This is a genomic window from Shewanella zhuhaiensis (assembly GCF_022484835.1).
In the GTDB taxonomy this organism is placed as follows: Bacteria; Pseudomonadota; Gammaproteobacteria; order Enterobacterales; family Shewanellaceae; genus Shewanella; species Shewanella khirikhana.
Genome location: NZ_JAKUDL010000004.1, coordinates 328,969 through 353,012, shown reverse-complemented (window position 1 = coordinate 353,012; position 24,044 = coordinate 328,969). Strand labels below are relative to the sequence as shown.

The 24,044-nt window shown below is 55.6% G+C and carries 22 protein-coding genes; 14 read left to right on the top strand and 8 right to left on the bottom strand.

Translation table 11 applies throughout. From position 1 onward, the window contains the following. Positions 1–69: 69 nt before the first annotated feature. Together MJ923_RS13605 and MJ923_RS13600 are read right to left on the bottom strand one after the other, a co-directional pair. Positions 70–1,119: an acyltransferase family protein gene (locus MJ923_RS13605; RefSeq protein ID WP_240591561.1), complete on the bottom strand. Its 1,050-nt coding sequence runs from the start codon at positions 1,117–1,119 to the stop codon at positions 70–72. 181 nt (positions 1,120–1,300) lie between these two features. After that, positions 1,301–1,645, bottom strand: coding sequence for a YkvA family protein (locus tag MJ923_RS13600; protein WP_240591560.1), 345 nt, complete (start codon positions 1,643–1,645; stop codon positions 1,301–1,303). 347 nt (positions 1,646–1,992) lie between these two features. Here MJ923_RS13600 and speFL point away from each other — a divergent pair, with 347 nt between their 5' ends. From speFL to MJ923_RS13580, 4 genes are all read left to right on the top strand, one after another. Then, positions 1,993–2,097 (top strand): leader peptide SpeFL, encoded by a 105-nt coding sequence (gene speFL, locus MJ923_RS13595; protein ID WP_011761440.1) that lies wholly within the window; start codon positions 1,993–1,995, stop codon positions 2,095–2,097. Positions 2,098–2,322: 225 nt separating this feature from the next. Beyond that, positions 2,323–4,485: an ornithine decarboxylase SpeF gene (speF, locus tag MJ923_RS13590; protein ID WP_240591559.1), complete on the top strand. Its 2,163-nt coding sequence runs from the start codon at positions 2,323–2,325 to the stop codon at positions 4,483–4,485. Positions 4,486–4,545: 60 nt separating this feature from the next. Next, on the top strand, positions 4,546–5,862 hold the full coding sequence (potE, locus tag MJ923_RS13585; RefSeq protein ID WP_240591558.1) for a putrescine-ornithine antiporter: 1,317 nt from the start codon (positions 4,546–4,548) through the stop codon (positions 5,860–5,862). A 63-nt stretch (positions 5,863–5,925) separates the two neighbouring features. Next, the gene (locus tag MJ923_RS13580; protein ID WP_240591557.1) at positions 5,926–7,080 is read left to right on the top strand and encodes a porin; all 1,155 of its coding nucleotides are present in this window, start codon (positions 5,926–5,928) and stop codon (positions 7,078–7,080) included. A 165-nt stretch (positions 7,081–7,245) separates the two neighbouring features. Here the strand turns inward: MJ923_RS13580 and MJ923_RS13575 are convergent, their stop codons facing one another. Together MJ923_RS13575 and MJ923_RS13570 are read right to left on the bottom strand one after the other, a co-directional pair. Then, positions 7,246–8,661: a homospermidine synthase gene (locus MJ923_RS13575; RefSeq protein ID WP_240591556.1), complete on the bottom strand. Its 1,416-nt coding sequence runs from the start codon at positions 8,659–8,661 to the stop codon at positions 7,246–7,248. A gap of 102 nt (positions 8,662–8,763) precedes the next feature. Next, positions 8,764–9,228 carry a methyltransferase family protein gene (locus MJ923_RS13570; protein WP_240591555.1) on the bottom strand — a complete coding sequence of 155 codons (465 nt, stop codon included), beginning with the start codon at positions 9,226–9,228 and terminating at the stop codon, positions 8,764–8,766. Positions 9,229–9,323: 95 nt separating this feature from the next. Here MJ923_RS13570 and MJ923_RS13565 point away from each other — a divergent pair, with 95 nt between their 5' ends. The 4 genes from MJ923_RS13565 to MJ923_RS13550 all read left to right on the top strand — a co-directional run bounded on the left by MJ923_RS13565 (position 9,324) and on the right by MJ923_RS13550 (position 12,559). Then, positions 9,324–9,935, top strand: a complete 612-nt coding sequence (locus tag MJ923_RS13565) for a GNAT family N-acetyltransferase (RefSeq protein ID WP_240591554.1) — start codon at positions 9,324–9,326, stop codon at positions 9,933–9,935. A gap of 205 nt (positions 9,936–10,140) precedes the next feature. Further along, the gene (locus MJ923_RS13560; protein WP_240591553.1) at positions 10,141–10,536 is read left to right on the top strand and encodes a BlaI/MecI/CopY family transcriptional regulator; all 396 of its coding nucleotides are present in this window, start codon (positions 10,141–10,143) and stop codon (positions 10,534–10,536) included. Continuing rightward, complete coding sequence (locus tag MJ923_RS13555) at positions 10,529–11,740, top strand: M56 family metallopeptidase (RefSeq protein ID WP_240591552.1); 1,212 nt, start codon at positions 10,529–10,531, stop codon at positions 11,738–11,740. Before MJ923_RS13560 ends, MJ923_RS13555 begins: the two co-directional genes overlap by 8 nt. 213 nt (positions 11,741–11,953) lie before the next feature. Next, on the top strand, positions 11,954–12,559 hold the full coding sequence (locus MJ923_RS13550) for a peptide-methionine (S)-S-oxide reductase (RefSeq protein WP_240591551.1): 606 nt from the start codon (positions 11,954–11,956) through the stop codon (positions 12,557–12,559). A gap of 9 nt (positions 12,560–12,568) precedes the next feature. On the opposite strand, the gene MJ923_RS13545 is transcribed toward MJ923_RS13550, so the two are convergent. Beyond that, the gene (locus MJ923_RS13545; protein WP_240591550.1) at positions 12,569–13,246 is read right to left on the bottom strand and encodes an FMN-dependent NADH-azoreductase; all 678 of its coding nucleotides are present in this window, start codon (positions 13,244–13,246) and stop codon (positions 12,569–12,571) included. A 110-nt stretch (positions 13,247–13,356) separates the two neighbouring features. Between MJ923_RS13545 and MJ923_RS13540 the strand changes: the two genes are divergently transcribed. Continuing rightward, entirely contained in the window at positions 13,357–14,220 is an 864-nt protein-coding gene (locus tag MJ923_RS13540) for a LysR family transcriptional regulator (RefSeq protein WP_240591549.1), read from the top strand. A gap of 121 nt (positions 14,221–14,341) precedes the next feature. On the opposite strand, the gene MJ923_RS13535 is transcribed toward MJ923_RS13540, so the two are convergent. Continuing rightward, positions 14,342–14,779, bottom strand: a complete 438-nt coding sequence (locus tag MJ923_RS13535; RefSeq protein WP_240591548.1) for a helix-turn-helix domain-containing protein — start codon at positions 14,777–14,779, stop codon at positions 14,342–14,344. A 75-nt stretch (positions 14,780–14,854) separates the two neighbouring features. Here MJ923_RS13535 and MJ923_RS13530 point away from each other — a divergent pair, with 75 nt between their 5' ends. Continuing rightward, positions 14,855–15,346: a DUF2938 domain-containing protein gene (locus MJ923_RS13530; protein ID WP_240591547.1), complete on the top strand. Its 492-nt coding sequence runs from the start codon at positions 14,855–14,857 to the stop codon at positions 15,344–15,346. A gap of 75 nt (positions 15,347–15,421) precedes the next feature. Here the strand turns inward: MJ923_RS13530 and MJ923_RS13525 are convergent, their stop codons facing one another. Together MJ923_RS13525 and MJ923_RS13520 are read right to left on the bottom strand one after the other, a co-directional pair. Next, positions 15,422–17,788, bottom strand: coding sequence for a YgiQ family radical SAM protein (locus tag MJ923_RS13525; RefSeq protein WP_240591546.1), 2,367 nt, complete (start codon positions 17,786–17,788; stop codon positions 15,422–15,424). A gap of 145 nt (positions 17,789–17,933) precedes the next feature. Next, positions 17,934–18,338 carry an MAPEG family protein gene (locus MJ923_RS13520; protein WP_240591545.1) on the bottom strand — a complete coding sequence of 135 codons (405 nt, stop codon included), beginning with the start codon at positions 18,336–18,338 and terminating at the stop codon, positions 17,934–17,936. A gap of 134 nt (positions 18,339–18,472) precedes the next feature. Between MJ923_RS13520 and MJ923_RS13515 the strand changes: the two genes are divergently transcribed. From MJ923_RS13515 to MJ923_RS13500, 4 genes are all read left to right on the top strand, one after another. After that, on the top strand, positions 18,473–19,693 hold the full coding sequence (locus tag MJ923_RS13515; RefSeq protein ID WP_126168528.1) for a threonine/serine exporter family protein: 1,221 nt from the start codon (positions 18,473–18,475) through the stop codon (positions 19,691–19,693). 142 nt (positions 19,694–19,835) lie between these two features. After that, complete coding sequence (locus MJ923_RS13510; RefSeq protein WP_240591544.1) at positions 19,836–21,482, top strand: BamA/TamA family outer membrane protein; 1,647 nt, start codon at positions 19,836–19,838, stop codon at positions 21,480–21,482. A 64-nt stretch (positions 21,483–21,546) separates the two neighbouring features. Next, a complete protein-coding gene (locus MJ923_RS13505; RefSeq protein ID WP_240591543.1) occupies positions 21,547–22,386 on the top strand; it encodes a substrate-binding periplasmic protein in 840 nt (279 codons plus the stop codon). 143 nt (positions 22,387–22,529) lie between these two features. After that, the gene (locus MJ923_RS13500) at positions 22,530–23,999 is read left to right on the top strand and encodes an EAL domain-containing protein (RefSeq protein ID WP_240591542.1); all 1,470 of its coding nucleotides are present in this window, start codon (positions 22,530–22,532) and stop codon (positions 23,997–23,999) included. The last annotated feature ends 45 nt before the right edge of the window (positions 24,000–24,044 follow it).

Genomic DNA, 24,044 nt, shown 5'->3' with positions numbered 1-24,044 from the left:
GAAAACTTTCAGACTAACAACCGAGGGTGAAATCAGCCTTAAGGATGGGCAAACCACACCAGCAAACCATTACCAGCCGATGTAACTGCGGGAGCGATCGCCGAGCTTTGCCTTGATGGCTTTGGCGGTCAGCACGCTGCCAACCAGCAAAAAGACAAAAATAAACAATGACAAAGCCAGCGACGTCCACATATTGCCGGGGGCCAGTTTAAAGCGCAGCAGACCGGTTATAACCCCAAACACAATGGAAAACAGCGGGTGAATAAAGAAGATGGCAAAGCTCATTTCCGCCAGCGAACCCAAGGCCTTGTTGGCGCGCTCAGACAGCGTTTGCTGTGACATCCACAGACACAGGCCCACCGCCAGCACGCACAGGCTGAACTTCTGCACAAACTGCCAGTCCACCCCGCCAAAGGCCAGCGCCGCCTTGTGATAATTGCCAACATGGCCAGACACATAAGTTTGCATATACAGACTAAGCACAGTGCCTACCAACGCCGCGCCAAGCAGCGGCAATGCATGACGGCGCAGCCAGTCTTCATGGGCGGAATAGAGAATACCCATCAGATAGAAGGGAGTGAAATACACCACCGAATGCAGCACATTGATATTGCCTATGGGCCGGTGAATATACACGGAAACCAGACACATGGCGGCGAAAATCAACCAGCGGGCAGTGGCACTCAGGCGAATATAAGCCGAAAACACCGGCGAGATGGCAAACACTGCCATGATGAAGGGAATATACCAGTGCGGGTAAAGCACGTAGCCATTTCGCACCGTGTAGTAGATGCCCTTGGCCACCTCGGACAGCGGCCGGTCGTACATCAGGCTCCACTGGGTCGCCAGCATAGCAAGCCCCACCAGCGACACCCATAAAAACGGCACCAGCACATTGCGCACCTTGGCGCTCATAAACTCTTTGTACACCATCCGCGGATAAAAAATGCGGTGATAAAAGTAGCCCGAGATAAACACAAACAGCGCCGTACCGCCTCTGAGCAGGTTTTCCAGCCCCAGCGGAAATCCCTGTCCCGAGTTATAAATACTGTGCCCGGCCACAATCCATAAAATGGCAATGGCGCGCATATAGGTAAATTCGAGCTGTTGCTTACGCATGCGTCACCCGACCCGTGGACTTGGCCGCATTGGCAGGTGGTGAAAAAGGGATCATGGGGTTTCTCGGCAGGACTGCTGGGATCAGCGTGGCAACACTATATCGCCACGCCCGAAAAACCGGAATAGGCCAGAAAAAGAATATTTTCAGCCTTTGTGAAACTGATGAAATAGTATTTCAATATCAATCAGTTGGCTTATCGGCGCCGAACCAGTTATCCAGCTTGTCGGCGGCTTTGGCGCGGGTATCCTCATCGATATACACAGCTACCATGGTCAGCGCAGCAGCCAGGGCGCCCAAATCATCGGTAAAGCCCAGCAATGGCGTGAGATCCGGAATCGCATCCACCGGGGTAATAAAGTAGCCCAGGGCGCCGAAGATAATAGTTTTGGCCCAGGCAGGGGTCTCCGGACGCTGGGCGGCATAGTAGAGCCAAAGCGCCTTTTCTATCACTTCACGACCCGCTTGCTTGGCAAAATCCTTCACCTTTTGCCAAAAACCGCTGTCACTGTATTCGCTGTCTGCCATGGCCATGCTCCTCTGCCTCAGAGCGTTTACTGTACGCGAAAAGCCTTCGAGTGTCAGTGATGATGAAGTATTATTCATCCAAACTGATTAAATAAAGATTCCAGGCCACTTTTATAAAATTAACATGCATATCACGATTATCCATTTTAATAATTGAGTGGCCATTGAATTAATATCACGTAAATTAATAAAAATAATTACACTGATTACATGGGGTTACATTTTTTAACAGAGTTTATTTTTTATGATTCAGTTCAAATTATCTTTGCTGATGCACGGATAAAATCACCCTGCCAAATGAGGCATTTTCTTCCACTGGTTTCTTTATATTCGTAATGGAGTTGTATATGAGAAAGAAATCAAAGATCATGGCGCATATTCGCCGAACGAGGCATATCATGATGCCTGAGCAACGCGACTACTTCGACTATTCATTCTTCTTCCTGCTTTAATCCTGCCTTCGCCGGACGCCTTGGGCTATCTGTCGCCCGAGAGTCTATCGCATAAAAAACTAAATTTATCTGCCAGCCTGGACTGACTCTGTCAGGGAAACTCTGCGCCTTTTTATTAATTCGCAGTCCTGATTTGTCAGCACCCATTCGGCTGCCCGGAATTTACCATGTCGATTTATTAAATATTGGCAGGGGTCCGGCTAACCAAAATTAATCAGGTTAATTATGAATTCGTTAAAAATTGCTGCCAGCTTATCTGTTCGTGCCTGTTTTGATACTAAACGGGAAGTCATCAACGTATTAACCACAGACTTTTGTGACGTGGGTGCAGCCGTTGTTTCTGTTACTGATGTAAATAATGGCATTGTCGACAAAATTAAAAATACCGGTTTGAATTTACCGATATTTGTTTCTGTTTGCTGTGAAGAAGCCTTCCCCGATGATTTTTGCGATGCCATCACCGGGGTATTTGAACTCTGTAATGCCAAAACCGACTTTTATGGCAAACAGGTCGAAACTGCGGTGCGCCGTTATCAGGAATCCCTGCTGCCGCCCTTCTTCGGCACCCTGAAAAAGTACGTTGAAATGGGTAACTCCACCTTTGCCTGCCCAGGGCATCAGGGTGGCCAGTTCTTCCGTAAACATCCCGTTGGCCGTCAGTTCTTTGATTTCTTTGGCGAAACTGTATTCCGCTCGGATATGTGTAATGCCGACGTGAAGCTCGGTGACCTCCTTATCCACGAAGGCGCCCCCCACGACGCCCAGGCTTACGCCGCCAAGGTGTACAACGCCGACAAAACCTACTTTGTATTGAACGGCACGTCCGCCTCCAACAAGGTGGTGTGTAATGCCCTGCTCGCCCCCGGCGATCTGGTGCTGTTCGACCGCAACAACCACAAATCCAATCACCACGGCGCCCTCATTCAGGCAGGTGCCACTCCTGTTTATCTGGAAACGGCCCGTAACCCCTTCGGCTTTATCGGCGGTATCGACTCCCACTGTTTCGATGAAGCCTACCTGCGGGACGAAATCGGCAAGGTGGCGCCAGACCGGGTACAGGAAGCGCGCCCCTTCCGCCTCGCCATCATCCAGCTTGGCACCTACGACGGCACCATCTACAACGCCCGTCAGGTGGTGGATCGCATCGGTCATCTGTGTGACTACATCCTGTTTGACTCGGCCTGGGTGGGCTACGAGCAATTCATTCCGATGATGAAAGACTGCTCGCCGCTGCTGTTGGAACTCGGCGCTGACGATCCCGGCATTATCGTTACCCAGTCGGTACACAAGCAGCAGGCCGGGTTCTCACAAACCTCGCAAATCCATAAAAAAGACCGCCATATCAAGGGACAACAGCGCTACTGCAACCATAAACGTTTCAACAACGCCTTTATGATGCACGCCTCCACCAGCCCCTTCTATCCGCTGTTTGCGGCGCTGGATGTGAACGCCAAGATGCACGAAGGCGCCAGCGGCCGTTATCTGTGGCGCGAGGCGGTAAAAGCCGGTATCGAAGCGCGTAAGCTGCTGCTGAAAAAGTGCAAGTACATCAAGCCCTTTATCCCAACTACTGTGGAAGGCGAGCCCTGGCAGAGCTTTGACACCGAGAAAATGGCCGATGACCTGCGCTTCTTCGAGTTCGAACCTGGCCTCAAATGGCACGCGTTCGAGGGCTACGAGAAGGGCCAGTACTTTGTCGACCCCTGTAAGTTCCTGCTCACCACCCCCGGCATCAATGCCGAGACCGGCGAGTACGAAGACTTCGGTATCCCGGCCACCATCCTTGCCAACTTCCTGCGTGAAAACAACATCATCCCAGAGAAGTGCGACCTTAACTCCATCCTGTTCCTCATGACCCCCGCAGAAGACATGGCCAAGATGCAGCATCTGGTGGCCCAGATAGCCCGCTTCGAGAAGCTGATTGACGAAGACGCGCCCCTAAGCGAGGTGCTGCCCAACGTCTATCGCGCCAACCGCGAGCGTTATGAAGGCTACAGCATTCGTCGCCTGTGTCAGGAAATGCACGACCTCTATGTCAGCCGAAATGTGAAGCAGCTGCAAAAAGAGATGTTCCGTGCAGCTCACTTCCCCAAAGCGGTGATGAATCCACAGGAAGCCAATATCGCCTTTGTGCGCGGCAAGGCCGAGCTGGTGCCGCTCAGCGAAATCGAAGGCCAAATCGCGGCCGAAGGCGCCCTGCCTTACCCACCCGGCGTGCTCTGTATGGTGCCCGGCGAGGTTTGGGGCGGCGCGGTGCAGCGCTATTTCCTGGCACTGGAGGAAGGCATCAACCTGCTGCCGGGCTTCGCCCCCGAGCTGCAGGGCGTGTATCTGGAGCGCAGCGACAGCGGTCGGGTACAGGCCATGGGTTACGTGCTCAAGCATTGATAACGGCGGGGCGGCCAAGGGACGCCGCCCCTTAAAACCAAAACGAATCGAGACACTATTATGAGTAAATCAAACAACAAGATAGGCGTGGTTCAACTCACCATTCTCACCATAGTTAACATGATGGGCTCGGGCATCATCATGCTGCCGACCCAGTTGGCACAGGTGGGCACCATTTCGGTACTCTCATGGCTGGTCACGGCCGCCGGCTCCACAGCGCTGGCCTTTGCCTTCGCCAAATGCGGTATGTTCAGTAAAAAATCCGGCGGCATGGGCGGCTACGCCGAATACGCCTTCGGTCGCAGCGGCAACTTTATGGCCAACTACACCTATGCGGTATCGCTGCTGATTGCCAACGTGGCCATTGCCATCTCGGCGGTGGGCTACGGCGCCGTGCTGTTTGGCGTGGAGTTAAGCCCCATCGCCACCTGTCTGGCCACCATAGGTGTACTGTGGCTCGCCACTGTCGCCAACTTCGGCGGCGCCCGCATAACGGGTCAGGTGTCCAGCATCACTGTGTGGGGCATCATCCTGCCGGTGATTGGCGTATCCATCATAGGTTGGTTCTGGTTCGACTTTGACCTCTACAAGTCAGCCTGGAACCCACACAATCTGCCATTCTTTGAAGCGCTGGGCGGCTCCATCGCCATGACTCTGTGGGCTTTCCTGGGGTTGGAATCGGCCTGTGCCAACTCAGAAGCGGTTGAAAATCCAGAGAAGAACGTGCCTATCGCGGTAATGGGCGGCACCCTGGGCGCGGCGCTGATTTACATAGTTTCCACCAACGTGATTGCCGGTATTGTGCCAAACGGCGAGCTGGCGCTGTCGAACGCGCCTTTCGGTCTGGCCTTTGCTCAAATGTTTAACCCCACCATTGGTGCCATCGTCATGGCCTGCGCCATCATCAGCTGCACCGGCTCGCTGCTGGGCTGGCAGTTCACCATAGCTCAGGTGTTCAAGGCCTCTGCCGACGAAGGCTTCTTCCCCAAAATTTTCTCCAAGGTCACCAAGGCCGAAGCGCCTGTGCTGGGCATGCTGACTATTGTTTCAATCCAGTCGGTGCTGAGTCTGATGACCATCAGCCCCTCGCTGAACAAGCAGTTTGAAGCCCTGGTGAACCTGGCGGTGGTGACCAACATCATCCCTTACATCCTGTCGATGGCCGCCCTTGGGGTAATGCAAAAGCAGATGAACATTCCGGTCAGCAAGGCCCGTGTCGCCAACTGCATGGCGGTAATGGGGGCGCTCTACAGCTTCTACGCCCTGTACAGCTCAGGTGAAACCGCGGTGATGCTGGGCTCCATCGCCACCTTCTTCGGCTGGACCCTGTACGGCGTTATCTCCAAGAAAAACGAATTGCGCCTGCAACAGGCCTGAACACAACACAAATAAGGCCTCGCCACAGAGCGGGGCCACGACAAGCATTTCAAAGGTGGAATCATGAAAAAATCATACCTGGCACTGCTGCTGCCACTGCTGGTTGGCGCCAGCACAGCTAACGCCATGGAGCTTTACAACGACAACAAGAACAGCCTTGGCCTCACCGGCTGGCTCGGCTTCAACGCCCTCTACGATGGCGACGAAACCGCCGTAAACGATAACCTGTCGCAGCTGCGTTTTACCTTCGAGCGCGAAGAGCGCAACGGCTGGCGCGCCTATGCGGTCACAGAATGGGGCGTGAATATCGTCTCCGGCAACGAAGATCTGGTGATGCAGGGCGGCAAACTGAGCGCCGAAAAGAGCGGCGACTTCCTCAATAACCGTCTGGGTTATGTGGGCCTGTCACACGATAAATACGGCAGCCTGACCTTCGGCAAGCAGTGGGGCGCCTACTATGATGTGGCCGGCACCACCGACCTGCCGAACGTATTTGCCGGTTACAGCGTGGGCGCCTACGGCTTTGGCGATGGCGGCCTCACCGGCACCGGCCGCGCCGACAGCGCCTTCCAGTATCGCAACAGCTTTGGCCCGCTCTCAGTTGCGCTGCAGTATGCCGCCAAAAACAACGGTGATATCAGCGTTACCGACAGCGATGGCAACCAGATTGACGATGCCAAACTCAGTTTCGACAACAGCTACGGCGCCTCTATCACCTGGGCTGTGACCGACAAATTCAGCCTGCTGGCGGGCATGAACCGCGGCGACATTACCGGCCACATTGGCAACAGCCAAATCGATGAAGCCAACCAAATCATCGGTATAGGCGCCATGTACGGCAGCTATTACCACTATGCCGATGAGCGCAAAGCCGACGGTCTCTATGTGGGCTTCAATGCCCACAAGAGTGAGAATAACGAGCAGGTAAACGGCGATCTGTACGATGCCACCGGCGCCGAGCTGATGCTGGCCTGGCAGGCCGATAACGGCTTTGTGCCCATGGCAGTGCTGAGTTATCTGGATCTGGATACAGACCAGAGCACGCCCATCAGCGGCAACTGGACCCGCCGCTTCGCCATGGTGGGGCTGCACTATCGCTACAGCCTGGATACAGTGATGTTTTTCGAAGCCAAACTCGACTTCTCCGATATGGACGACAAGTCGCTGGAAGCACTGGAAGACAACCAGTTCGCGGTGGGCATTAACTACTTTTTCTGATCCTCAGGAAGCTGCGTGACACACACGCCTTGATGACCGCCAATTCCGGGAGCATTCGCCATAATGGCCCGGACTATCGGCGCCGACCTCCACTTCCTCCGGCGCCGCGGGTTTGGTCATAACCTCAGTGCCACGGCCCCTTGCCGTGGCGCTTTTTTGCTTTATCTACACCCGCACGTTTTTAAACTGCCAGGCGTAGTCGTCATCCACATCTTCCGGGAACAGCTCGCCGCGCTCATACAGCGGGGTCCAGTCGGTGTACTCCCCCACCACAGGCCCAAGGTAAGGCCCCATGATCTCCAGGTTGCGGCGATAGTCCATCTCGTCCGACTCCACCACCCCGGCATTGGGGTTTTCCAGCGCCCAGACGATACCCGCCAGCGCCGCCGAAGTAACCTGCAGACTGGTGGCGCCATTGAAGGGCACCAGCGCCCGCGCCTCCTCGATAGACAGCTGCGAGCCATACCAGTAGGCATTCTTCTTGTGGCCCGCCAGCAGTACGCCCAGCTCATCGATGCCGCTGACAATCTCGTCCCGCATCAGCCGCTGCCGTGATTGCAGCTGGAAATTTTTGCCATTGAACTCATGCAGCGACATCACCGCATCGTCGCAAGGGTGATAGGCGTAGTGGCAGGTGGGGCGATACACCAGCTTGCCATCCTGCTTTAGGGTGAAGAAATCGGCGATGGAAATGGCTTCGTTGTGGGTGATCAAAAAGCCGTGAAAATGGCCATAATTTGGCGTCCAGGTGCGCACCTTCACCGTGGCGCCGGGGCGCTTTAAGTAAATGGCCGCACCGCAGCCCTCGTCGTGGCGACCGCCGTCCCGGGGGAAGTGCTTCTCGTGGGTGCCCCAGCTAAGTTCGGCGGGCTGAGCGCCTTCGCTGACAAACCCATCGCAGGACCAGGTATTCACAAACTCATCCATGGCCTTGGCCTGATTGGCCACCTGGGTATCACGCTCTGCGATATGAATCACCTCGATATTGAGATCATGGGCGAGCTTGGCCCATTCATCGCGGCTCTTGGGCTCGATATGGGTGCCGAGTATGTCCTGCTGCAGGTTCATCAGCGCCTGCTTCACCAGATGGGACACCATGCCCGGGTTGGCCCCTTGAGCCACCACGGCGGTGGGGCCGCCGCGATACTTGTCTTTCAGTGCCAACACCCGCTCCCGCAGCGCATAGTTCGAACGCGCCGCAAAAGACTTGCTGGGGTCGGTATAGCCGCCAGCCCAGGGCTCGATGCAGGTATCTATGTAACGGGCACCACGAGCCTGACAAAATTCGATCAGCGCGATGGACGATACATCCACCGATAGATTCACCAAAAAGTCATCCTTGCCCAGCAGCGGCGTCAGCTCGCTCTGGTAGTTTTTGCGGGTGAGAGGCAATTCGATAAAGCGAATGCCGAGCTTGTCGGCCTCTTCGCGGCCGCGGTCGTCGGCTGTGATGATACTGATGTTTTTGGGGGAGATATCTATGTGACGCAGGATAAGCGGCAACAGGCCCTGACCTATGCTGCCGAAGCCGACAATCAGAATGCGGCCGGGGGCTTTGACGTACTTGATTGGCTCTATCATGTCGATGGGAAACCTCCTTCAGCTCTGCCCCAATAGCCGGGGCAATCGCGTGTTCATTCAAAAATGAACCCTATGCTGCCAAGCAGCAAATCACCCAGGCGGCTATAACCAGCGCCTCACCCGGGCCTTATAGTCGCTAAATGCGGCACCAAAACGCGCCTCCACCATGGCCTCTTCGGCGGGAATACGCTGGCCATTCATCAGCACATAAAAGCACAGCGGCGACAGCAACACCACAGCTCGGCCCAGTAAACACACCTCGGCCACCAGCAGCAATAACATCCCAAGATACATGGGGTTACGGGTAAAGCTATACAAGCCGTGGGTCACCAATGCATCCGGCGACTTGGTTGGGTCTACCGTGGTGCCAACCCGCCGAAAGAGTCCTGCGGCGACTAACAAAAGCAGGGCACCCGCCACCCCCAGCGTCACGCCAACAAATAACAACAATCGATTTGCACTGAGCCAGGGCTCGCCATCCAACAAACTGAATAACGCCATTACCGCCAAGCCGAGCATTAAAAACAGTGGGTACCGGGTCAGCGCCGCCAGACAATGATTGACCATTCGGACTCCTGCTGGAATTGGTGAAACTGTTATCCGAGTGTAACATCTTAAAAATTAAAGGATGCTTGAAATTTGCCCGCCACCGGAACCCTGCCATGCCAAATCCGCCAGACAATCTCAGCCAGTGCCGCAGCCAGTGCCTCAGCCAGCACCACAGCAAAGCCGCTGAATTCGATGCAAAAAATTGCGCTGTACGGCTGATACGCGAGGAGGATGCCAGCGCGGTGGCAGACTACTTTTGCCGTAATCAGGCCCACTTCTCGCCCTGGGAGCCGCTGCGGGCGGCGGATTATCACAGCACTGCCCAGTGGCAGAAGCGCATTGAGGCATCGCTGGTTGAAACCAGTAATTGCAGTTATCTGGTGCTGGCAGGCCCAGCGCATATTTGGGGCATGGCCACCCTCAGTAATCAGGTGCACGGCCCGTTTCAGGCCTGTTATCTGGGCTACGGTATTGATCAGGCTTTGCAGGGCAAGGGCCTTGCCACCAAGCTGTGTGAAGCCGCCCTCACCTATGCCTTCGATGAGCTGAAACTACACAGGGTAATGGCCAACTATATGCCATCCAACCACAGATCCGCCGCCCTGCTGCAGCGGCTCGGCTTTGAAAAAGAAGGCCTCGCCCGCGCCTACCTTCAAATCAACGGCCAATGGGAAGATCATGTATTAACAGCAAAAATCGCGCAGGAGCCTTCGGCTCAGACCTAAACCCAAGGCGCCTTTAGCCAGGCCAGGCATTGATTCTTTATAAACTGGTCGACTCACCCATAACCCCGAATACCTGGGTTTAGCTCTGACTGCAAAGCCCCGGTTATCAAGCAAAACTTCACAGTTTAAAAATTATGCTTGCCACATCGATTACATTTGTAATAGGTTTAATATTACATCTGTAATCAAAAGTGCAGGCATGGCCATGACTCAACCAGAATTAAAAGACATCAGCCCCACCGAACTGGAAGTGCTTAAGGTGCTGTGGCAACAGGCGCCCCTCAGCGCCAACGACATAGTCGAGGCGCTTAACCAAAGCGGCGAATGGCATGAAAAAACCGTTAAGACCCTGATAAACCGGCTGGTTAATAAAGGCGCGCTGGGGTTTGAAAAGGATGGCCGCGCCTATCTGTACTTCCCAAAGCTTGCGGAGCATTCCTACCAGCGTAAAGAGAGCCAGAGCTTTATCGAGCGGGTGTTTGGCGGCAAGTTGGCACCACTGGTGGCGGGCTTTGCGGGCAACAACAAGCTGACCCAAGAGGACGTTGCCGAGCTTAAGCAGCTAATCGATGCCTGGGAGAAGGAGCAAAAGCATGATTGAGCTCATTCTCAGGCTCACGCCGCCACTGACGCTGCTGCTGGCCCTGCTTTTGCTGCTGCGCCCCTGGGTACTGGAGCGCTTTGGTGCCCGCTTCCAATACGGCCTGTGGCTGAGTGTGCCGGTACTCTTGCTGGCGCTGCTGGTGCCTATGGCAAGCCCCGTCAGCAACAGCGCCATGGCAACCTATAGAGTCACTCTGGGCGAGCTTTCCCACGGCGCCAGCAACACCGATTGGCTGAGCGCGGCTTATGCCACAGGCCTCTCGATTGCGCTCGCGGCTATCGGCTTAAGTTTACTGCGCCTTACCAAGCTCATCAGACTCGCCAAACCTGCCGCAGACACCAGGAGCACAGGCGCACGTTTGCTGACCTCCACCGAAGCCGAAGGCCCCTTTGTGTTTGGCGTTTTTCGCCCCACTGTTGTGCTGCCTGAAGGTTTTGAGGCGCGTTTCAGCGATAAAGATCAGCAGCTTATCCTCGCCCACGAGCTCAGCCATTGGCGCCGGGGCGACTTGCATTGCAACTTACTTGCACTGGCGCTTGTGTGCCTGTGCTGGTTTAACCCCCTGTGCCTGCTGGCGTATCGCCGCTTCAGACAGGATCAGGAAATGGCCTGCGACGCCGATGTCACCATTGAACTCAGCCAGGCCGACCGCATTGCCTATGGCCGCGCGCTTATTGGTAATGCCGCCACGGTTGCCCGGAGTTGGCAGCCGCTTTCACACCACTATGGAGATAAACACACCATGAAACAAAGACTCATCCAGCTCAAACACAGCAAGGGCTTCAGCGCCGCATCACTGCTGACACCACTGGCACTGGTAGCCGCACTCGGTATTTGGGCCCAGGCTCCGGCCATGGCAGGCGACAGTGCTGAACTCAGCAAACCTGTGGTTCGCATTGAGCCCAGGTACCCTATTAACGCCGCCAAACAGGGTATCGAAGGCTATGTGCAGGCAAGGTTCGATATCGATGCCAAGGGCACTGTATTCAACGTGGTGATTTTTAAATCTGAGCCCGAAGGCGTGTTCGATAAGGTATCAATCGATGCGTTGAACCAATGGAAATACGAGCCAAAGGCCAGTAAAGGGGTTGAGGTACAACTCGACTACAGGCTGGCGCCACCAGAGCCCATCAGCCAAACATCAACTGACGATGAGCGCGAGCGCATCGCGGTGCTGCCCCACAACGAAGCAAAACACTGATATCACAGCTCCAGTAACACCCCTGATTTTCCGGCAATTGGCCAAACTGCCGGTTAAGCAGGCAAGCTGCAAATCCACAAGCGGGCCGGCCCTTGTGGTATTGCCAGAATACCTTCCCCCTGTTGCTCGCCATGGTGGCCATGGCCAAAGAAGCGAGCGCTCGAAAGCCAAAATACGCTTTACGGGTCTTTTGAATAAACCATGGGGGTTTCTATGCCACAAAAGACACGCTGCAACCCAACACTCGCTTCGAACCCAAATAAACCAACGGCAGATGTTGCTGCAACTCAGCCGGGCTGCGCCTTTGCCCAAATTACTCTGGGAGGTGGCTGCCACTGGTGTACCGAGGCTGTGTTTCAAAGCCTGAGCGGGGTAATCAAGGTCGAGCAGGGCTTTGCACGCTCTACGCCGCCCTATGAGAGCTGGTCAGAGGCGGTACGGGTGAGTTTTGATCCCGAAAAGATAAGCGAAGAGCAACTTATCCGGGTGCACCTGCATACCCACGCGGCCACCAAGGCACACTGCATGCGCGGTAAATATCGCTCGGCGCTGTATTTTCGCAATCACAACCACAATCACAACCACAATCAGCAGCAAAGCCTAGCTGAGATATTAACTGTGCTTGGCAACGAATTCCCCGAGCCCCTCATCACCCAAATTTTGCCCCTCGAAGGCTTCAAAGCCTCACCGGCCGAATACCAAAACTACTATCAAACCGACCCCGAGCGCCCCTTCTGCCAGGTGGACATAGCCCCCAAGCTTGAAAAGGTGCAGCGGCTTATCAATAACAGCTTGCCGCTGCCGAAGGGTAACGCCTGAGCTGGTTATTCACCGCCAGGCTGCCATTGGTGATGCCAATTCCAAAGCAAGCAACTCAGCCTTCTTGAGCGCTTCGGCAACTGACTTATGGTGCCGCTCGTCGCCAAACTCCTGATATTCAGCGGCAACATGGAAAAACCGGCTGGCGCCGAGGTAGCGACTTAGCAGCTGAATGTGGGCGCCGAGATGGTCTTTGTGGGCCTGGGCGCCACCGGGCTCAAAGCCGGATTCGCCGCAGGAGCTCAGCAGCACCAGAGTTTTACCGCCAAAAATCGGCTCTATGGGGCAATCGCCACGGGCCAAATCGAAGGAAAAGGTTTTATTGATACGTATGACCTGATCAAACCAGGCCTTCAGCGCCGCCGGCATGCCGTAGTTATACATGGGCGCCGAAATCACTATCAAATCGGCTGAAGCCACCTCATCTATAAGTTCGTCAGAAAGCGCCAATACCTTCGCCTCTTCATCGCTAAGCTCGGTCTTCTTAAAACAGGCTGCAATCCAATCTACGCTGATAAAATCCGGCGGTGTCATTGCCAGGTCACGCTGAATATATCCAGTGTCCGGCTGCTGTGCCCGATAGCTTTTCACAAAGCAATCAGCTAATTTTCGGGAAATGGATTGATGCTGTGACTTTTCAGGGTCAAAGCTGCGGGCGCTGGAGTCGATTTGTAATAGTGTGGCCATGGGCATTCCTTGGTGTAATTAAGACCCTGGCATTTTTGCAAGCACCACCTTGACGGACAAACGAGAAAGCACGCACTATAACTTAGCTTACCTCATCTATGGCACTCACCATGTTTTCACAGTTACCCTCGCTGAATAACCTTAAAGCCTTTGCGGCCGCGGCCCATTTCAACAGTTTTAAAGTCGCTGCCGAGGCACTTAACGTCACGCCAACCGCCATTTCTCATCAAATAAAGCATCTGGAGCAGTTTTTGAATGTTCGCCTGTTCGAGCGGCAGGTGCGCCAGGTGGTGTTAACCGCCGAAGGTGAAAAACTGGCAGCGACCACAGAGCGGATGTTCAGCGAACTCAGTAACACCCTGACAGAGCTGACCAAGCCTGCCACGCAAATCACAGTGTCCTGCTGCACCTCATTCGCCACCCTGTGGCTGGCGCCAAAGCTTGCAGATTTTCTGCAGCGCTATCCAGACATCGACGTACAAATCCTTGCCAGTGACAGCCTGCAAGACTTCAGCGCAGCTGCGCAGCTGGATATCGCCCTGCGCTACGGTAAAGGGCTGAATGAGGGGGAAATCCTACTCGCGACCGAGACGCAAAGCTGCTACCAACTCAGCACTACCTCTCAGCCATCAGGCAGACTCTTTGTGACCCACTGGCGGGAGAGCAGCGCCCTTGGCAATCTGCCATGGCAGCAATATGTTGGCGGATTAGGTTTTACTATCAAAAGTTTCGAGCAGGAGCAGTACACTCTGCAGGCGGCACTGGCGGGGCAAGGGATGGCGCTTATCAGCAATGTGCTCGCCGAGTCCGTGGTCAAACAAGGGTGGCTTGCAAAGCAAGACCACATGCCGGAATTTGCAGGCTACAACTATTGCCTGCGGCTAAATCCCAAGCGCGAACACAACCACAGGGTGCGCGCCTTCGCCCACTGGCTGCAGCAAGAGTTTGCCACTTTAAATGCTCATACAGAATAAAGATAATATAAATACATAGACTTATCAGGCAACACGCTGAACTGACCTGCGTTTTTGCGTTGGAAGGCTCGCCCTGGTTTACCGCTTTACAGCAAGCCCGAGAGGTTTGGCGCGTAAGAGTTTAGCGCGTAGGAGTTTTGTGCCTGGAGGCCGAACCCGAGTGACGCTGCTTTTTGTCAGCTTTCGCGGCATGCTGCATCAAACGCTGGAAGTTCGGGCATTCGAGGTAACTCGGAGCACTGCACTGAGCGGCGTGCCTCAGGCCATCGCGCATGGCGCGAAGCTGCTTGATGCGCTCATCCAGCGCGTCGGCCTTTTCCACCAGCTTGGCTTTGTCTATTTCCGGATTGCCATCGCGGCCGAGCATGCCGGCAATCTCGTCCAGCGAGAACCCCGCCGACTGCCCCAACGCAATCAGGGCCAGTCGCTCCAAAATGCCGGGCGGAAACACCCGTTTCAGACCATCGCGGCCGATGGAGTGAATAAGTCCTTTTTCCTCATAATATCTGAGCCTTGAAGCCGCAACACCCGACTGTTTCGCTACCTGTGAAATGTCCATCACACCCTCCTTGACCTCAAGTTGACTTGAAGTTGTACCCTGCAAACTGCTTAACCACAAGGACGGAACACAAGAATGCTACTTTTGCTGCAAATACTGATAATTGGCGTGGGAGCAACCCTGATAATGGATCTCTGGGCAGTGCTCAGACTCAGGCTGTTTGGGGTACCTTCGCTAAACTATGCCATGGTTGGCCGCTGGCTGCTGTGGATCCCCAAAGGACGCTTTACTCATAGTCCGATAACGGCGGCCGCACAGCAGCAGGGCGAGACCTTGACAGGCTGGCTCGCCCATTACGCCATCGGCATCGCTTTTGCCGGACTGCTGCTGCCATTTGCCGGTGCCACCTGGTTTACTGAGCCCACCTTAGCCCCGGCAATCGCCCTCGGACTTGTTACAGTGGCAGCGCCGTTTTTGTTACTGCAACCGGCGCTGGGTATGGGCATTGCTGCCTCACGGTCGCCCAAGCCCTGGCATGCCCGCGTGCACAGCCTGCTCACCCACGCAGTGTTTGGCTTAGGCCTTTACCTCAGTGCTCTTATCATCAAGCCGCTTGCACTGCTTTAACGGCAAATATCGAGTTGATTACTGGGTCGCTGAAAACAAAAACGCCGCATTATGCGGCGTTTTTATGACTCTAGCTTATTTGTTCGGCTTGCGGTTTTGACCTTGTCCGGCGGGCTTTGGCTTGCCGAATATGGGTTTGGCGCCGGGGCGCGGATTGCCACCTTTGCCGCTATTCGGACCACTTTTTGCCGGACCACTTTTTGCCGGGCCTGCAGCGCCTTTACCCTGAGGTTTGGCTTTAGTGGCGCCTGAGGCTTTTTCGACCGGGCCTTTGCGGTCGTCAAACTGGTTGCTGCTGAAGCGGGTGAAGGCTTTTTGCCCTTTGCCAGCCTTGTCGTTGCGGGCCTTTCCATTCTGCCCCTTGGCGGCCCACTGCTCGGCGCGGCCTTCCGGCGGCACCAGATGCTGGGTGCCTGTGCCAATCAGGTGCTCTTTGCCCATCGCAATCAGGGCTTCGCGGATAAGCGGCCAACCGGCGCTGTCGTGGTAACGCAGCAGCGCCTTGTGCAGGCGGCGCTGACGGCCCTTTTTCGGTACCGGTACTTCTTCGCTGCTGTGCTTGATGTTTTTCAGCGAGTTCAGCTCGGTATGGTAAATGGTGGTGGCATTGGCCATCGGCGATGGATAGAAGTTCTGCACCTGATCCAGCTTGAACTTGTGCTCCTTGAGCCACAGTGCCAGGTTCACCATGTCTTCATCTGTGGTGCCCGGATGGGCCGAGATGAAGTAAGGAATAAGAAACTGCTCCTTGCCCGCCTCTTTGGAGAACTTGTCAAACAGCTCTTTGAACTTGTCGTAGGTGCCCATGCCGGGCTTCATCATCTTCGACAGCGGCCCTTCTTCTGTATGCTCGGGGGCAATCTTCAGGTAACCACCCACGTGGTACTTGGCCAGCTCCTTCACATAACGGGGGTCTTCGATAGCGAGGTCATAGCGCACGCCTGAGGCAATCAGCACCTTCTTGATACCGGGCACATCACGGGCGGCGCGGTACAAATCAATGGTGTGCTGATGATCTGTGTCCAGATGGCCACAGATGCTGGGGAATACACAGGACAGACGGCGACAGGTCTTTTCGGCCTTTTCGCTCTTACAGCCCAAACGATACATGTTGGCGGTGGGGCCGCCGAGGTCGGAAATCACCCCGGTAAAGCCCGGCACCTTGACCTGAATATCTTTGATTTCGCGGACAATAGATTCTTTTGAGCGGCTCTGGATGATCCGGCCTTCGTGCTCGGTAATAGAGCAGAAGGAACAGCCACCAAAGCAGCCACGCATGATGTTGATCGAGGTCTTAATCATGTCGTAGGCAGGGATTTTTTCCTTGCCGTACACAGGGTGTGGCACCCGCTTGTAAGGCAGGTCAAACACTGCATCCATCTCTTCGGTGGACAATGGCCATGCCGGTGGATTGACCCACACACCACGATCGCCATGGGGCTGGAACAGCGCGCGGGCACAACCGGGGTTTTGCTCCTGATGCAGAATACGCGAGGCGTGGGCGTACAGGTATCTGTCTTCGCTCACCCGCTCGAAAGCCGGCAGCAGCACATAGGTTTGCTCCCATGGGCGCGGCTTGGGCGGCTGAATGCTGATGGGCTTGGCCACGGTCACGCCATCGGGCGCAGTTTCGTCGTTAAACACCTTGGCATCGCTGGGGCCAGACAGATTCTGACAGCCCACATCATCGGCACCATAAGGGTTGGGGATAGGGTCGATTTTATGCAGCTGATCGATTTTGCGCGAATCCATGCCACGCCAGCCGGGCATAGGGGTTTTGCTGATAACCGCGGTGCCGCGCACATCGGTAAGTTCGCTGGCACTTTCGCCGCGGGCCAGACGATGGGCAATTTCCACCAAGGGCCTTTCGGCGTTGCCGTAAACCAGAATGTCGGCCTTGGCATCGAAAATCACGCTGCGGCGCACTTTATCGGACCAATAATCGTAGTGGGCGATGCGGCGCAGGCTGGCTTCGATGCCGCCAATCACCACAGGCACCTCTTTAAAGGCTTCTTTGCAGCGCTGGGTATACACGGTCACGGCGCGGTCGGGGCGTTTACCGCCGATATTACCGGGGGTGTAGGCGTCGTCGTGGCGCAGTTTGCGGTCAGCCGTGTAACGGTTGATCATCGAATCCATGTTGCCTGCGGTTACCCCAAAAAACAGATTGGGGCGGCCAAGCTTCATAAAGTCGTCTTTGCTGGACCAGTCGGGCTGGGAAATAATGCCGACCCGGTAGCCCTGGGCTTCCAGCATGCGGCCAATCACCGCCATGCCGAAGCTTGGGTGATCCACATAGGCATCGCCGGTCACAATGATGATGTCACAGCTGTCCCAGCCCAGTTTGTCCATTTCGGCACGGGACATAGGCAAAAAAGGAGCTGTGCCGTAACACTCGGCCCAATACTTTGGATAGTTGAAAAGGCTGGCTTCAACGCGCATGACAAAACCCGACGATGCTAATCACAACAGACACCGCCCGCTGGCGATGCATTTCAAGGGCGCGGAGTATAACAGGACTCCGCCCTTAAGTGTGACCAAAAAACCACCAAAACCCGAGTTTTTTTGTCAACTGTTGTTGGGGCCATTATTGGGGCGTGCCAAGCACCCAAAGGCCCAGATTAATTACCGCGGCGGCGCTGATCAGCAGCCAGGTGATCAGGGTGCCGTAAAAGCGTCCCGGATGGTAACCGCCGCGCCCGTGACTGAGGCCAATACCGTGCAGCACTCTGGCCACCAGCCAGGCCGCGCCCATGGCGTGCAGATACAAAGCACTGAGGCCATTCATTTCGGCACATGCCAACAGCAGCAGGAACATGGGGGCATATTCAAGAAAATTGCCGTGAACCCGCATGGCGATTTCCAGCGCCTTATTGTCTGCAGAGCCCAGGCCGATTTTTTCCCGTTTGCGAATGCGTACTACTCCCCAGGCGTAAACCAACATGAGCAGGGCCGAAAGACTGACATACAAGGCTGTTACCGAAAGCGGCATATAATTCTCCAGGTGGCAATATTGTTTGCATCGCCATTAAATCCCGTTAACCCTTTGGCTGCAACTTAGGGTATTATTCGCGCGCCTGAGCATGGGGTACAGGCTGACTATTTCTAACGGCGAGTGGACCACGCGTGGATAACGCAGAATTTATTGAAAAACGTCGCTTTATCATCAAGCTGGGTAAGGCGCTGCACAAGTTTGGTACCCCGGCATATCGGCTGGAAGGCCACCTGCAGAACGTTTCCCGCATGCTGGGCATTGAGGGCTACTTCCTGATTTCGCCCACCTCGATGACCTTTGTGCTGCAGCACGACGCCGATCAGGAATACAACCACGTTGCCCGGGTAAAGCCAGGCGACCTGGATTTGGGCTCACTGGCCCGCACCGACGAACTGGTGGATGAGCTTATCAGCGGCAAACGCACGCTGCAGGAAGCCATGGACCGCCTCGAAGAAATCATCAACAAACCCAATCCCTACGGCCCGCTGCTGACCCTGCTGGCGTTTGGCTCATCGGCCGCCGCCTTTGCGATGCTGATGGGCAGCGGCTGGAACGATGTGTTCTGGTCAGGCATGCTGGGGCTGATTGTGTATGGTCTGGTGCATCGCGCCGAGCGCTCCAAGCGGATGGCCGAAATGCTCGAGCCACTGTCCGCCATTGTCTGCGCCCTTGCCGCCACCGGCATCAGCCAGTTCGATCCGGGCATCAATATTCCCGTGGTTATCCTTTCGGGCATCATCATCTTTATTCCCGGCCTTGCCCTCACCCTGGGGCTGGCAGAGCTTGCCGCGCGGGATCTGATGTCCGGCACCATGCGCATCATGGATGCGGTGATGTTGCTGTTTAAACTCTATTTCGGTGCCATTCTGGGCATGGTGGTAGGTAAGGCACTGTTTGGTGAGGCGATTTATGTTGAGCCCCAGCCCGTGCCCAAGCTGGCGGTGTGGTCAGCGGTGCCCATTTTGTCGATGGCGCTGGTGATTATCTTCAAGGCACGCATGAAAGATGCGCCCTGGGGGGTGCTGGCCGGTATTGTCGCCTTCTTCTCGGCCATGGCCGGTGGTATTTACCTGGGTGACAGCATAGGTATCTTTATCGGCGCTTTCGCCGTGGGTATCTACTCGAACCTGTTTGCCCGCTGGATGAAGGCACCGGCCTCGATTGCCCTGCTGCAGGGCATAGTTATCCTGGTACCCGGCAGCAAAACCTACATAGGTCTGAACGTACTTATCTCGGGCGAAACCATGCTTAATCAGGCCCATATCGGCTCGCAGATATTCCTGATTTTCATGTCACTGATTGCCGGATTGATCTTCGCCAACGTGGCCGTTCCGCCGCGCAGAACCCTCTGATTTTCAGGGGCTGGCAGTCGAAAGTGCCAGCCCCTTATTTCACTTAAGCTTAAGTAACAATTTAAGTTTTTTTCAAAGCTGCCTTGACTATCCCCCGGCTTACGGTGTTAATGAAATGTAGAGACCTACGGCTGCAAAGGGGATGGCAATGGCAACAAAACTCCGACTCAACGGCGCTTTGATGTTGGCTCTGCCCCTCGCCTGTAGCGCGGTGGCCGAGACAGCGCCGAAAGCCGAAACCGCAGCCCCCGCAGTCAACCCCAGTAATGTGGGCAACATAGTCATAATCAGCCATCCCATTTTCGATGAATCCGATCCGGACGCCTTTTTTATCCACCGCTGGGCCAACTTCCTGCACATCAACACCCGCGAATCCACGGTAAAAAGCCTGCTGAGCTTTAAAGAAGCCGATGCCGTGACCCAAAAAGATCTGGATGAAGCCCAGCGACTACTGCGGGCCGAACCCTATCTTCGCGACGCCACCATCAAGTTTGCCGAGCAGGATCCGGACGCCGACGAGGCCAATGGTCACAAAGATGTGGTGGTGGAAACCTGGGATAACTGGTCACTGCTGCCCACTGTCAGCCTGGGGCGCAGCGGCGGCGACACCAAGTACTCCTTCGGTATCAAAGAAGACAACCTGCTGGGCACGGGCATTCGTACCAGGCTGAAATATCAGGCTAATCAGGACAGAACCGGCTATAAGGTCGCCTTTGATATGCCGCTGACCATAGTGCCCCACGGCACCTTGGCGGCCGATTTTTACGACAACAGCGACGGCCAGGCGGCACACGTGTATTTTGAGCGCCCCTTCTACACCCTCGATGGCAAACTTATGTATTCCGCCGAGGCGCTCAACGACACCCGCATCGACACCCTGCGCCAAAACGGCATTGAGGTGAACGAGTTTGAACACAGCGTCGATTACATCAACCTCAGATACGGCTGGCTGGCCAGCAAAGACAATGGCCACCTGAGCCGCTGGATTGTGGGCATTACTGAAGATAAGCACAGCTTCGAGAAAACCGATGTGTACCCCGATGCTGACCTGCCGCAGGACCGCGACTTCCTCTATCCCTGGGTGGGCTGGCAGTACATTCAGGACGATTATCGGGTGCTGCGTAATGTGCATCTGATTAATTACAACGAAGACTTTAACCTCGGCTGGCAGCACTATTTCACCCTGGGGCTGGAGACCAACGACACCCGCGACGACATGCCCGGCTACCATGTGGGCATTCAGTCCTCCCGCGGTTTTGGCTCGGAAGACAGCTTGCTGCTGTTATCGCTGAAAGGGCGCGGTACCTTCAACACCAGCCAGAAGGACAACTATCAGCTGCAAGGTGTCGCCGAATACTTCTATCAAATCAATCCCAAGTGGACCGCCTACGGCAAAGCCGTGCTGGGCACCTCCAACAACACCTACGTGGACACCACTCTGGCGCTGGGGGATGAAACCGGGCTTAGGGGTTATCCCAACGACTATCAGCATGGCGATCATCAGTGGCTGCTGAGTGCCGAAATCCGCAACTACCCCAACATCAACCTGTACCAACTGGCCGAATTGGGTTGGGCAGCCTTTATCGACGTGGGTAATGCCTTCGGTGGCCCCGAGGCCGACCTGAACGAAGTATCCGGCCCCATTGGTGCCATCGGCATAGGCGCCCGGATTTACTCGTCCCGCTCCAGCTATGGCAACGTCGCCCACATCGATTTGACCATGCCGTTCCAAAGCGGCGAGCACGTCGACAGCTGGGAGTGGCGCTTCCTGGTGAAAAACCGCTTCTGATCCCCCCGGGCTTGCCTTGGCGCTGAACTACACTTAACTGCAGTAACCCGATTGGATGCTGCCCATGTTGCGAGTGCCAAGCCCAAACCTGCTGCCAAGATCCCGGCTGTGGATGCGGCTTGCTCTGCTCGCCGTGCTGACTGGCGCCCTACTGCCCAGCGCCGTGCTCAGCGCGCCGCTGCGTATCGGCTTCCATGAATTTGCTCCCTTCAGTTACAACGACAACGGCCAGCCCACAGGCGCGCTGATTGAACTCACCCGGGTGGTATGCAATGCCCTGCCGGAGGGCTGTGAACTGCGGCTGGTGCCTAACCCCCGCGCCAAACAGCTGCTGGCCAGTGGTGAAGTCGATGCGCTGTTTCTGGGCTGGAACGAGGTGCGGGCGCAGCATATGTTGTTTTCGCTGCCGTTATTGGAAACCGAATACGGCTTCTACAGCCGCCCACCCTTCGCTCCCCAGGCACTTACGGCACTCGCTGAGCACAAGGTAGGGGTGTTTGTCCCCTCCAATACTCACTTTGAACTGGTCAAACTGAACCAGAGTCTAAAAACACAGCACGGCCAGGGATTTCAGATTGTAGAGTTCCCCCAGGGAAATGAACTGCCGCTGCGGATGCTGCAAAAGGGGCGTTTTCATGCGTATTTCGTTAATCGGGACGTGGGCGCCTGGTATGCCGCCAAAGAGGGTATCGGGCCGCTGAACTTCCTGCCGGCGGTGTCTGGGGTTCAGTATTGTCTGGCCTTTGAGCCCAAGCCCGGTCAGCGGGAACGGGTGGCCCGCTTTAACCGCCTGATTGTCAAACTCATGGCCCAGGGCGCCTTTGATACCCCCCTGAGCCAGTGGCAGATGTCGCCAACTTCCGTCTCTTTTCCACCCGATCCCAGCTGGAACATGCCCTTCTGATACAAAAGGTAACCGGCCCGGTTGCCGTCACTGGCTATAATGCCCGCCCTCAGTGCATTTTTTAGACGTTTTACCTTATGCAGACAACAAACCGTGCAACCCAATGGCGGGCACCGACATTGTGGTTTCTCAGCTGCGCGCTGATGGCCTTTGGGCTCAGCGCCTGGTTTGCTGTGCAGGAAGCAAAGCAAGACGTTCGGGTGTTGGCGGAATTTGCAAACAAACGCCTGACCGGGCTCATTCATGTGGCTCAGGATATCAACCAGCGCATGTTAAGCAGCAGCGACGAAGATGAGTGTCGCCGACTGGCGCAGTTGGCCGCCTTCAGGGAATATTTTCGTGGCAGTCTGCTGCTCAAAGGCGATACCTTTTATTGCTCGTCCAAATTTGGCTCCATCACCGAACCCAAAGAAAAGATTGTGCCGCTGTGGGACTTAAGCAACGGCGCCGTGTTTGCGGTGCCTGGCACCCCGGCCTTACCCGATAGCCCGGCGATTGTGGTGGTTGGCCGGGACGATACCCGCGACTTTACCGTGGTGTCGGTGCTGGATGCCCAACTGATGCTGGATGGCTTTCAGACCCCGCTTAAGCAGCCCATTGCCCGTATTCGACTGTTTGATAACCAACTGTCCAATTTAACTCCGGGGTTGGAGGTATACCACTCCGCCATCCCCGGAATTCGGTTGCTGCTGGAGTCCAACCGCGAATATGCCAAAAGCAACTTCTGGCATTATCTGATGTTGATACTGCCGGTCTGCATGCTGCTGGCCTTTGGAGCCTTGCACTGGTGGCGCAAGTACCTCTTAAGGCGAAGCTCCATGGTGGACGACATACAGCGCGGGCTGGCGGCAGACGAGTTTTATCTGGCGTACCAGCCAGTGCTGACGACCCGAGGCGAGGTAGCAGGAGTTGAGGCGCTGCTGCGCTGGCGCCATCCACACCTGGGCGCGGTAAGGCCGGACATTTTCATCCCCCTCGCCGAAGAGCACGGCTTGATGCCGGCCCTTACCGAGCGGGTGTTCAGCCTGGCCATGGCCGATTTTTCCGGGCTGCACTTTCCCCGGGGGTTCAAGCTTGGCTTCAATCTGTCGGCAGCCCAGCTCGCCCTGGGCGGTGGCAGCAACTTCGCCGAGCTGCAACGCTGCTTATCGGCCGCTGGGGTACAAACCCTGCTGGAAATCACCGAGCGCACTCTGATAGCCCCGGACATTGCCGGGCAGATTGAAGGCTTTCGCCGCCAGGGGGTATTAATTGCCATCGACGATTTCGGCACCGGTCAAACATCGCTGGCACTGCTGCAAACCCTGCCGCTGGATTACCTGAAAATCGACAAGTGCTTTGTGGACACCATTGGCCGCGACGATATGAGTACCCATGTGCTCGACAGCATCATTGCCTTGTCGCACAAGCTGGAATACCTGATTGTAGCCGAAGGGGTGGAAACCCAGATGCAGGCTGAGTACCTGAGCGCCGCAGGCGTGCATTTTTTGCAGGGCTTTTTATTTGCACGCCCCATGCCGATAACCGAGCTGTTACCCTGGCTGAGTGCGCACCTGCGGCAGCTTGAAGAGCCGCGGCAAACGGCAACCGTGGCAGACATTCAGCCCGCCTGAGCAAATGACAGACAGCAAAAAGGCCGCCCTGAGGCGGCCTTTTTG

Coding starts and splice junctions, on each gene's coding strand:
- MJ923_RS13560 (WP_240591553.1), top strand. CDS start 10,141: ATGACTCAACCAGAATTAAAAGACATCAGCCCCACCGAACTGGAAGTG.
- MJ923_RS13545 (WP_240591550.1), bottom strand. CDS start 13,246: ATGGCCACACTATTACAAATCGACTCCAGCGCCCGCAGCTTTGACCCT.
- MJ923_RS13500 (WP_240591542.1), top strand. CDS start 22,530: ATGGCCTTTGGGCTCAGCGCCTGGTTTGCTGTGCAGGAAGCAAAGCAA.
- MJ923_RS13605 (WP_240591561.1), bottom strand. CDS start 1,119: ATGCGTAAGCAACAGCTCGAATTTACCTATATGCGCGCCATTGCCATT.
- MJ923_RS13535 (WP_240591548.1), bottom strand. CDS start 14,779: ATGGACATTTCACAGGTAGCGAAACAGTCGGGTGTTGCGGCTTCAAGG.
- MJ923_RS13600 (WP_240591560.1), bottom strand. CDS start 1,645: ATGGCAGACAGCGAATACAGTGACAGCGGTTTTTGGCAAAAGGTGAAG.
- speF (WP_240591559.1), top strand. CDS start 2,323: ATGAATTCGTTAAAAATTGCTGCCAGCTTATCTGTTCGTGCCTGTTTT.
- MJ923_RS13565 (WP_240591554.1), top strand. CDS start 9,324: ATGCCAAATCCGCCAGACAATCTCAGCCAGTGCCGCAGCCAGTGCCTC.
- MJ923_RS13540 (WP_240591549.1), top strand. CDS start 13,357: ATGTTTTCACAGTTACCCTCGCTGAATAACCTTAAAGCCTTTGCGGCC.
- MJ923_RS13555 (WP_240591552.1), top strand. CDS start 10,529: ATGATTGAGCTCATTCTCAGGCTCACGCCGCCACTGACGCTGCTGCTG.
- MJ923_RS13525 (WP_240591546.1), bottom strand. CDS start 17,788: ATGCGCGTTGAAGCCAGCCTTTTCAACTATCCAAAGTATTGGGCCGAG.
- MJ923_RS13505 (WP_240591543.1), top strand. CDS start 21,547: ATGTTGCGAGTGCCAAGCCCAAACCTGCTGCCAAGATCCCGGCTGTGG.
- MJ923_RS13520 (WP_240591545.1), bottom strand. CDS start 18,338: ATGCCGCTTTCGGTAACAGCCTTGTATGTCAGTCTTTCGGCCCTGCTC.
- MJ923_RS13580 (WP_240591557.1), top strand. CDS start 5,926: ATGAAAAAATCATACCTGGCACTGCTGCTGCCACTGCTGGTTGGCGCC.
- MJ923_RS13510 (WP_240591544.1), top strand. CDS start 19,836: ATGGCAATGGCAACAAAACTCCGACTCAACGGCGCTTTGATGTTGGCT.
- MJ923_RS13550 (WP_240591551.1), top strand. CDS start 11,954: ATGCCACAAAAGACACGCTGCAACCCAACACTCGCTTCGAACCCAAAT.
- MJ923_RS13530 (WP_240591547.1), top strand. CDS start 14,855: ATGCTACTTTTGCTGCAAATACTGATAATTGGCGTGGGAGCAACCCTG.
- MJ923_RS13575 (WP_240591556.1), bottom strand. CDS start 8,661: ATGATAGAGCCAATCAAGTACGTCAAAGCCCCCGGCCGCATTCTGATT.
- MJ923_RS13570 (WP_240591555.1), bottom strand. CDS start 9,228: ATGGTCAATCATTGTCTGGCGGCGCTGACCCGGTACCCACTGTTTTTA.
- speFL (WP_011761440.1), top strand. CDS start 1,993: ATGAGAAAGAAATCAAAGATCATGGCGCATATTCGCCGAACGAGGCAT.
- potE (WP_240591558.1), top strand. CDS start 4,546: ATGAGTAAATCAAACAACAAGATAGGCGTGGTTCAACTCACCATTCTC.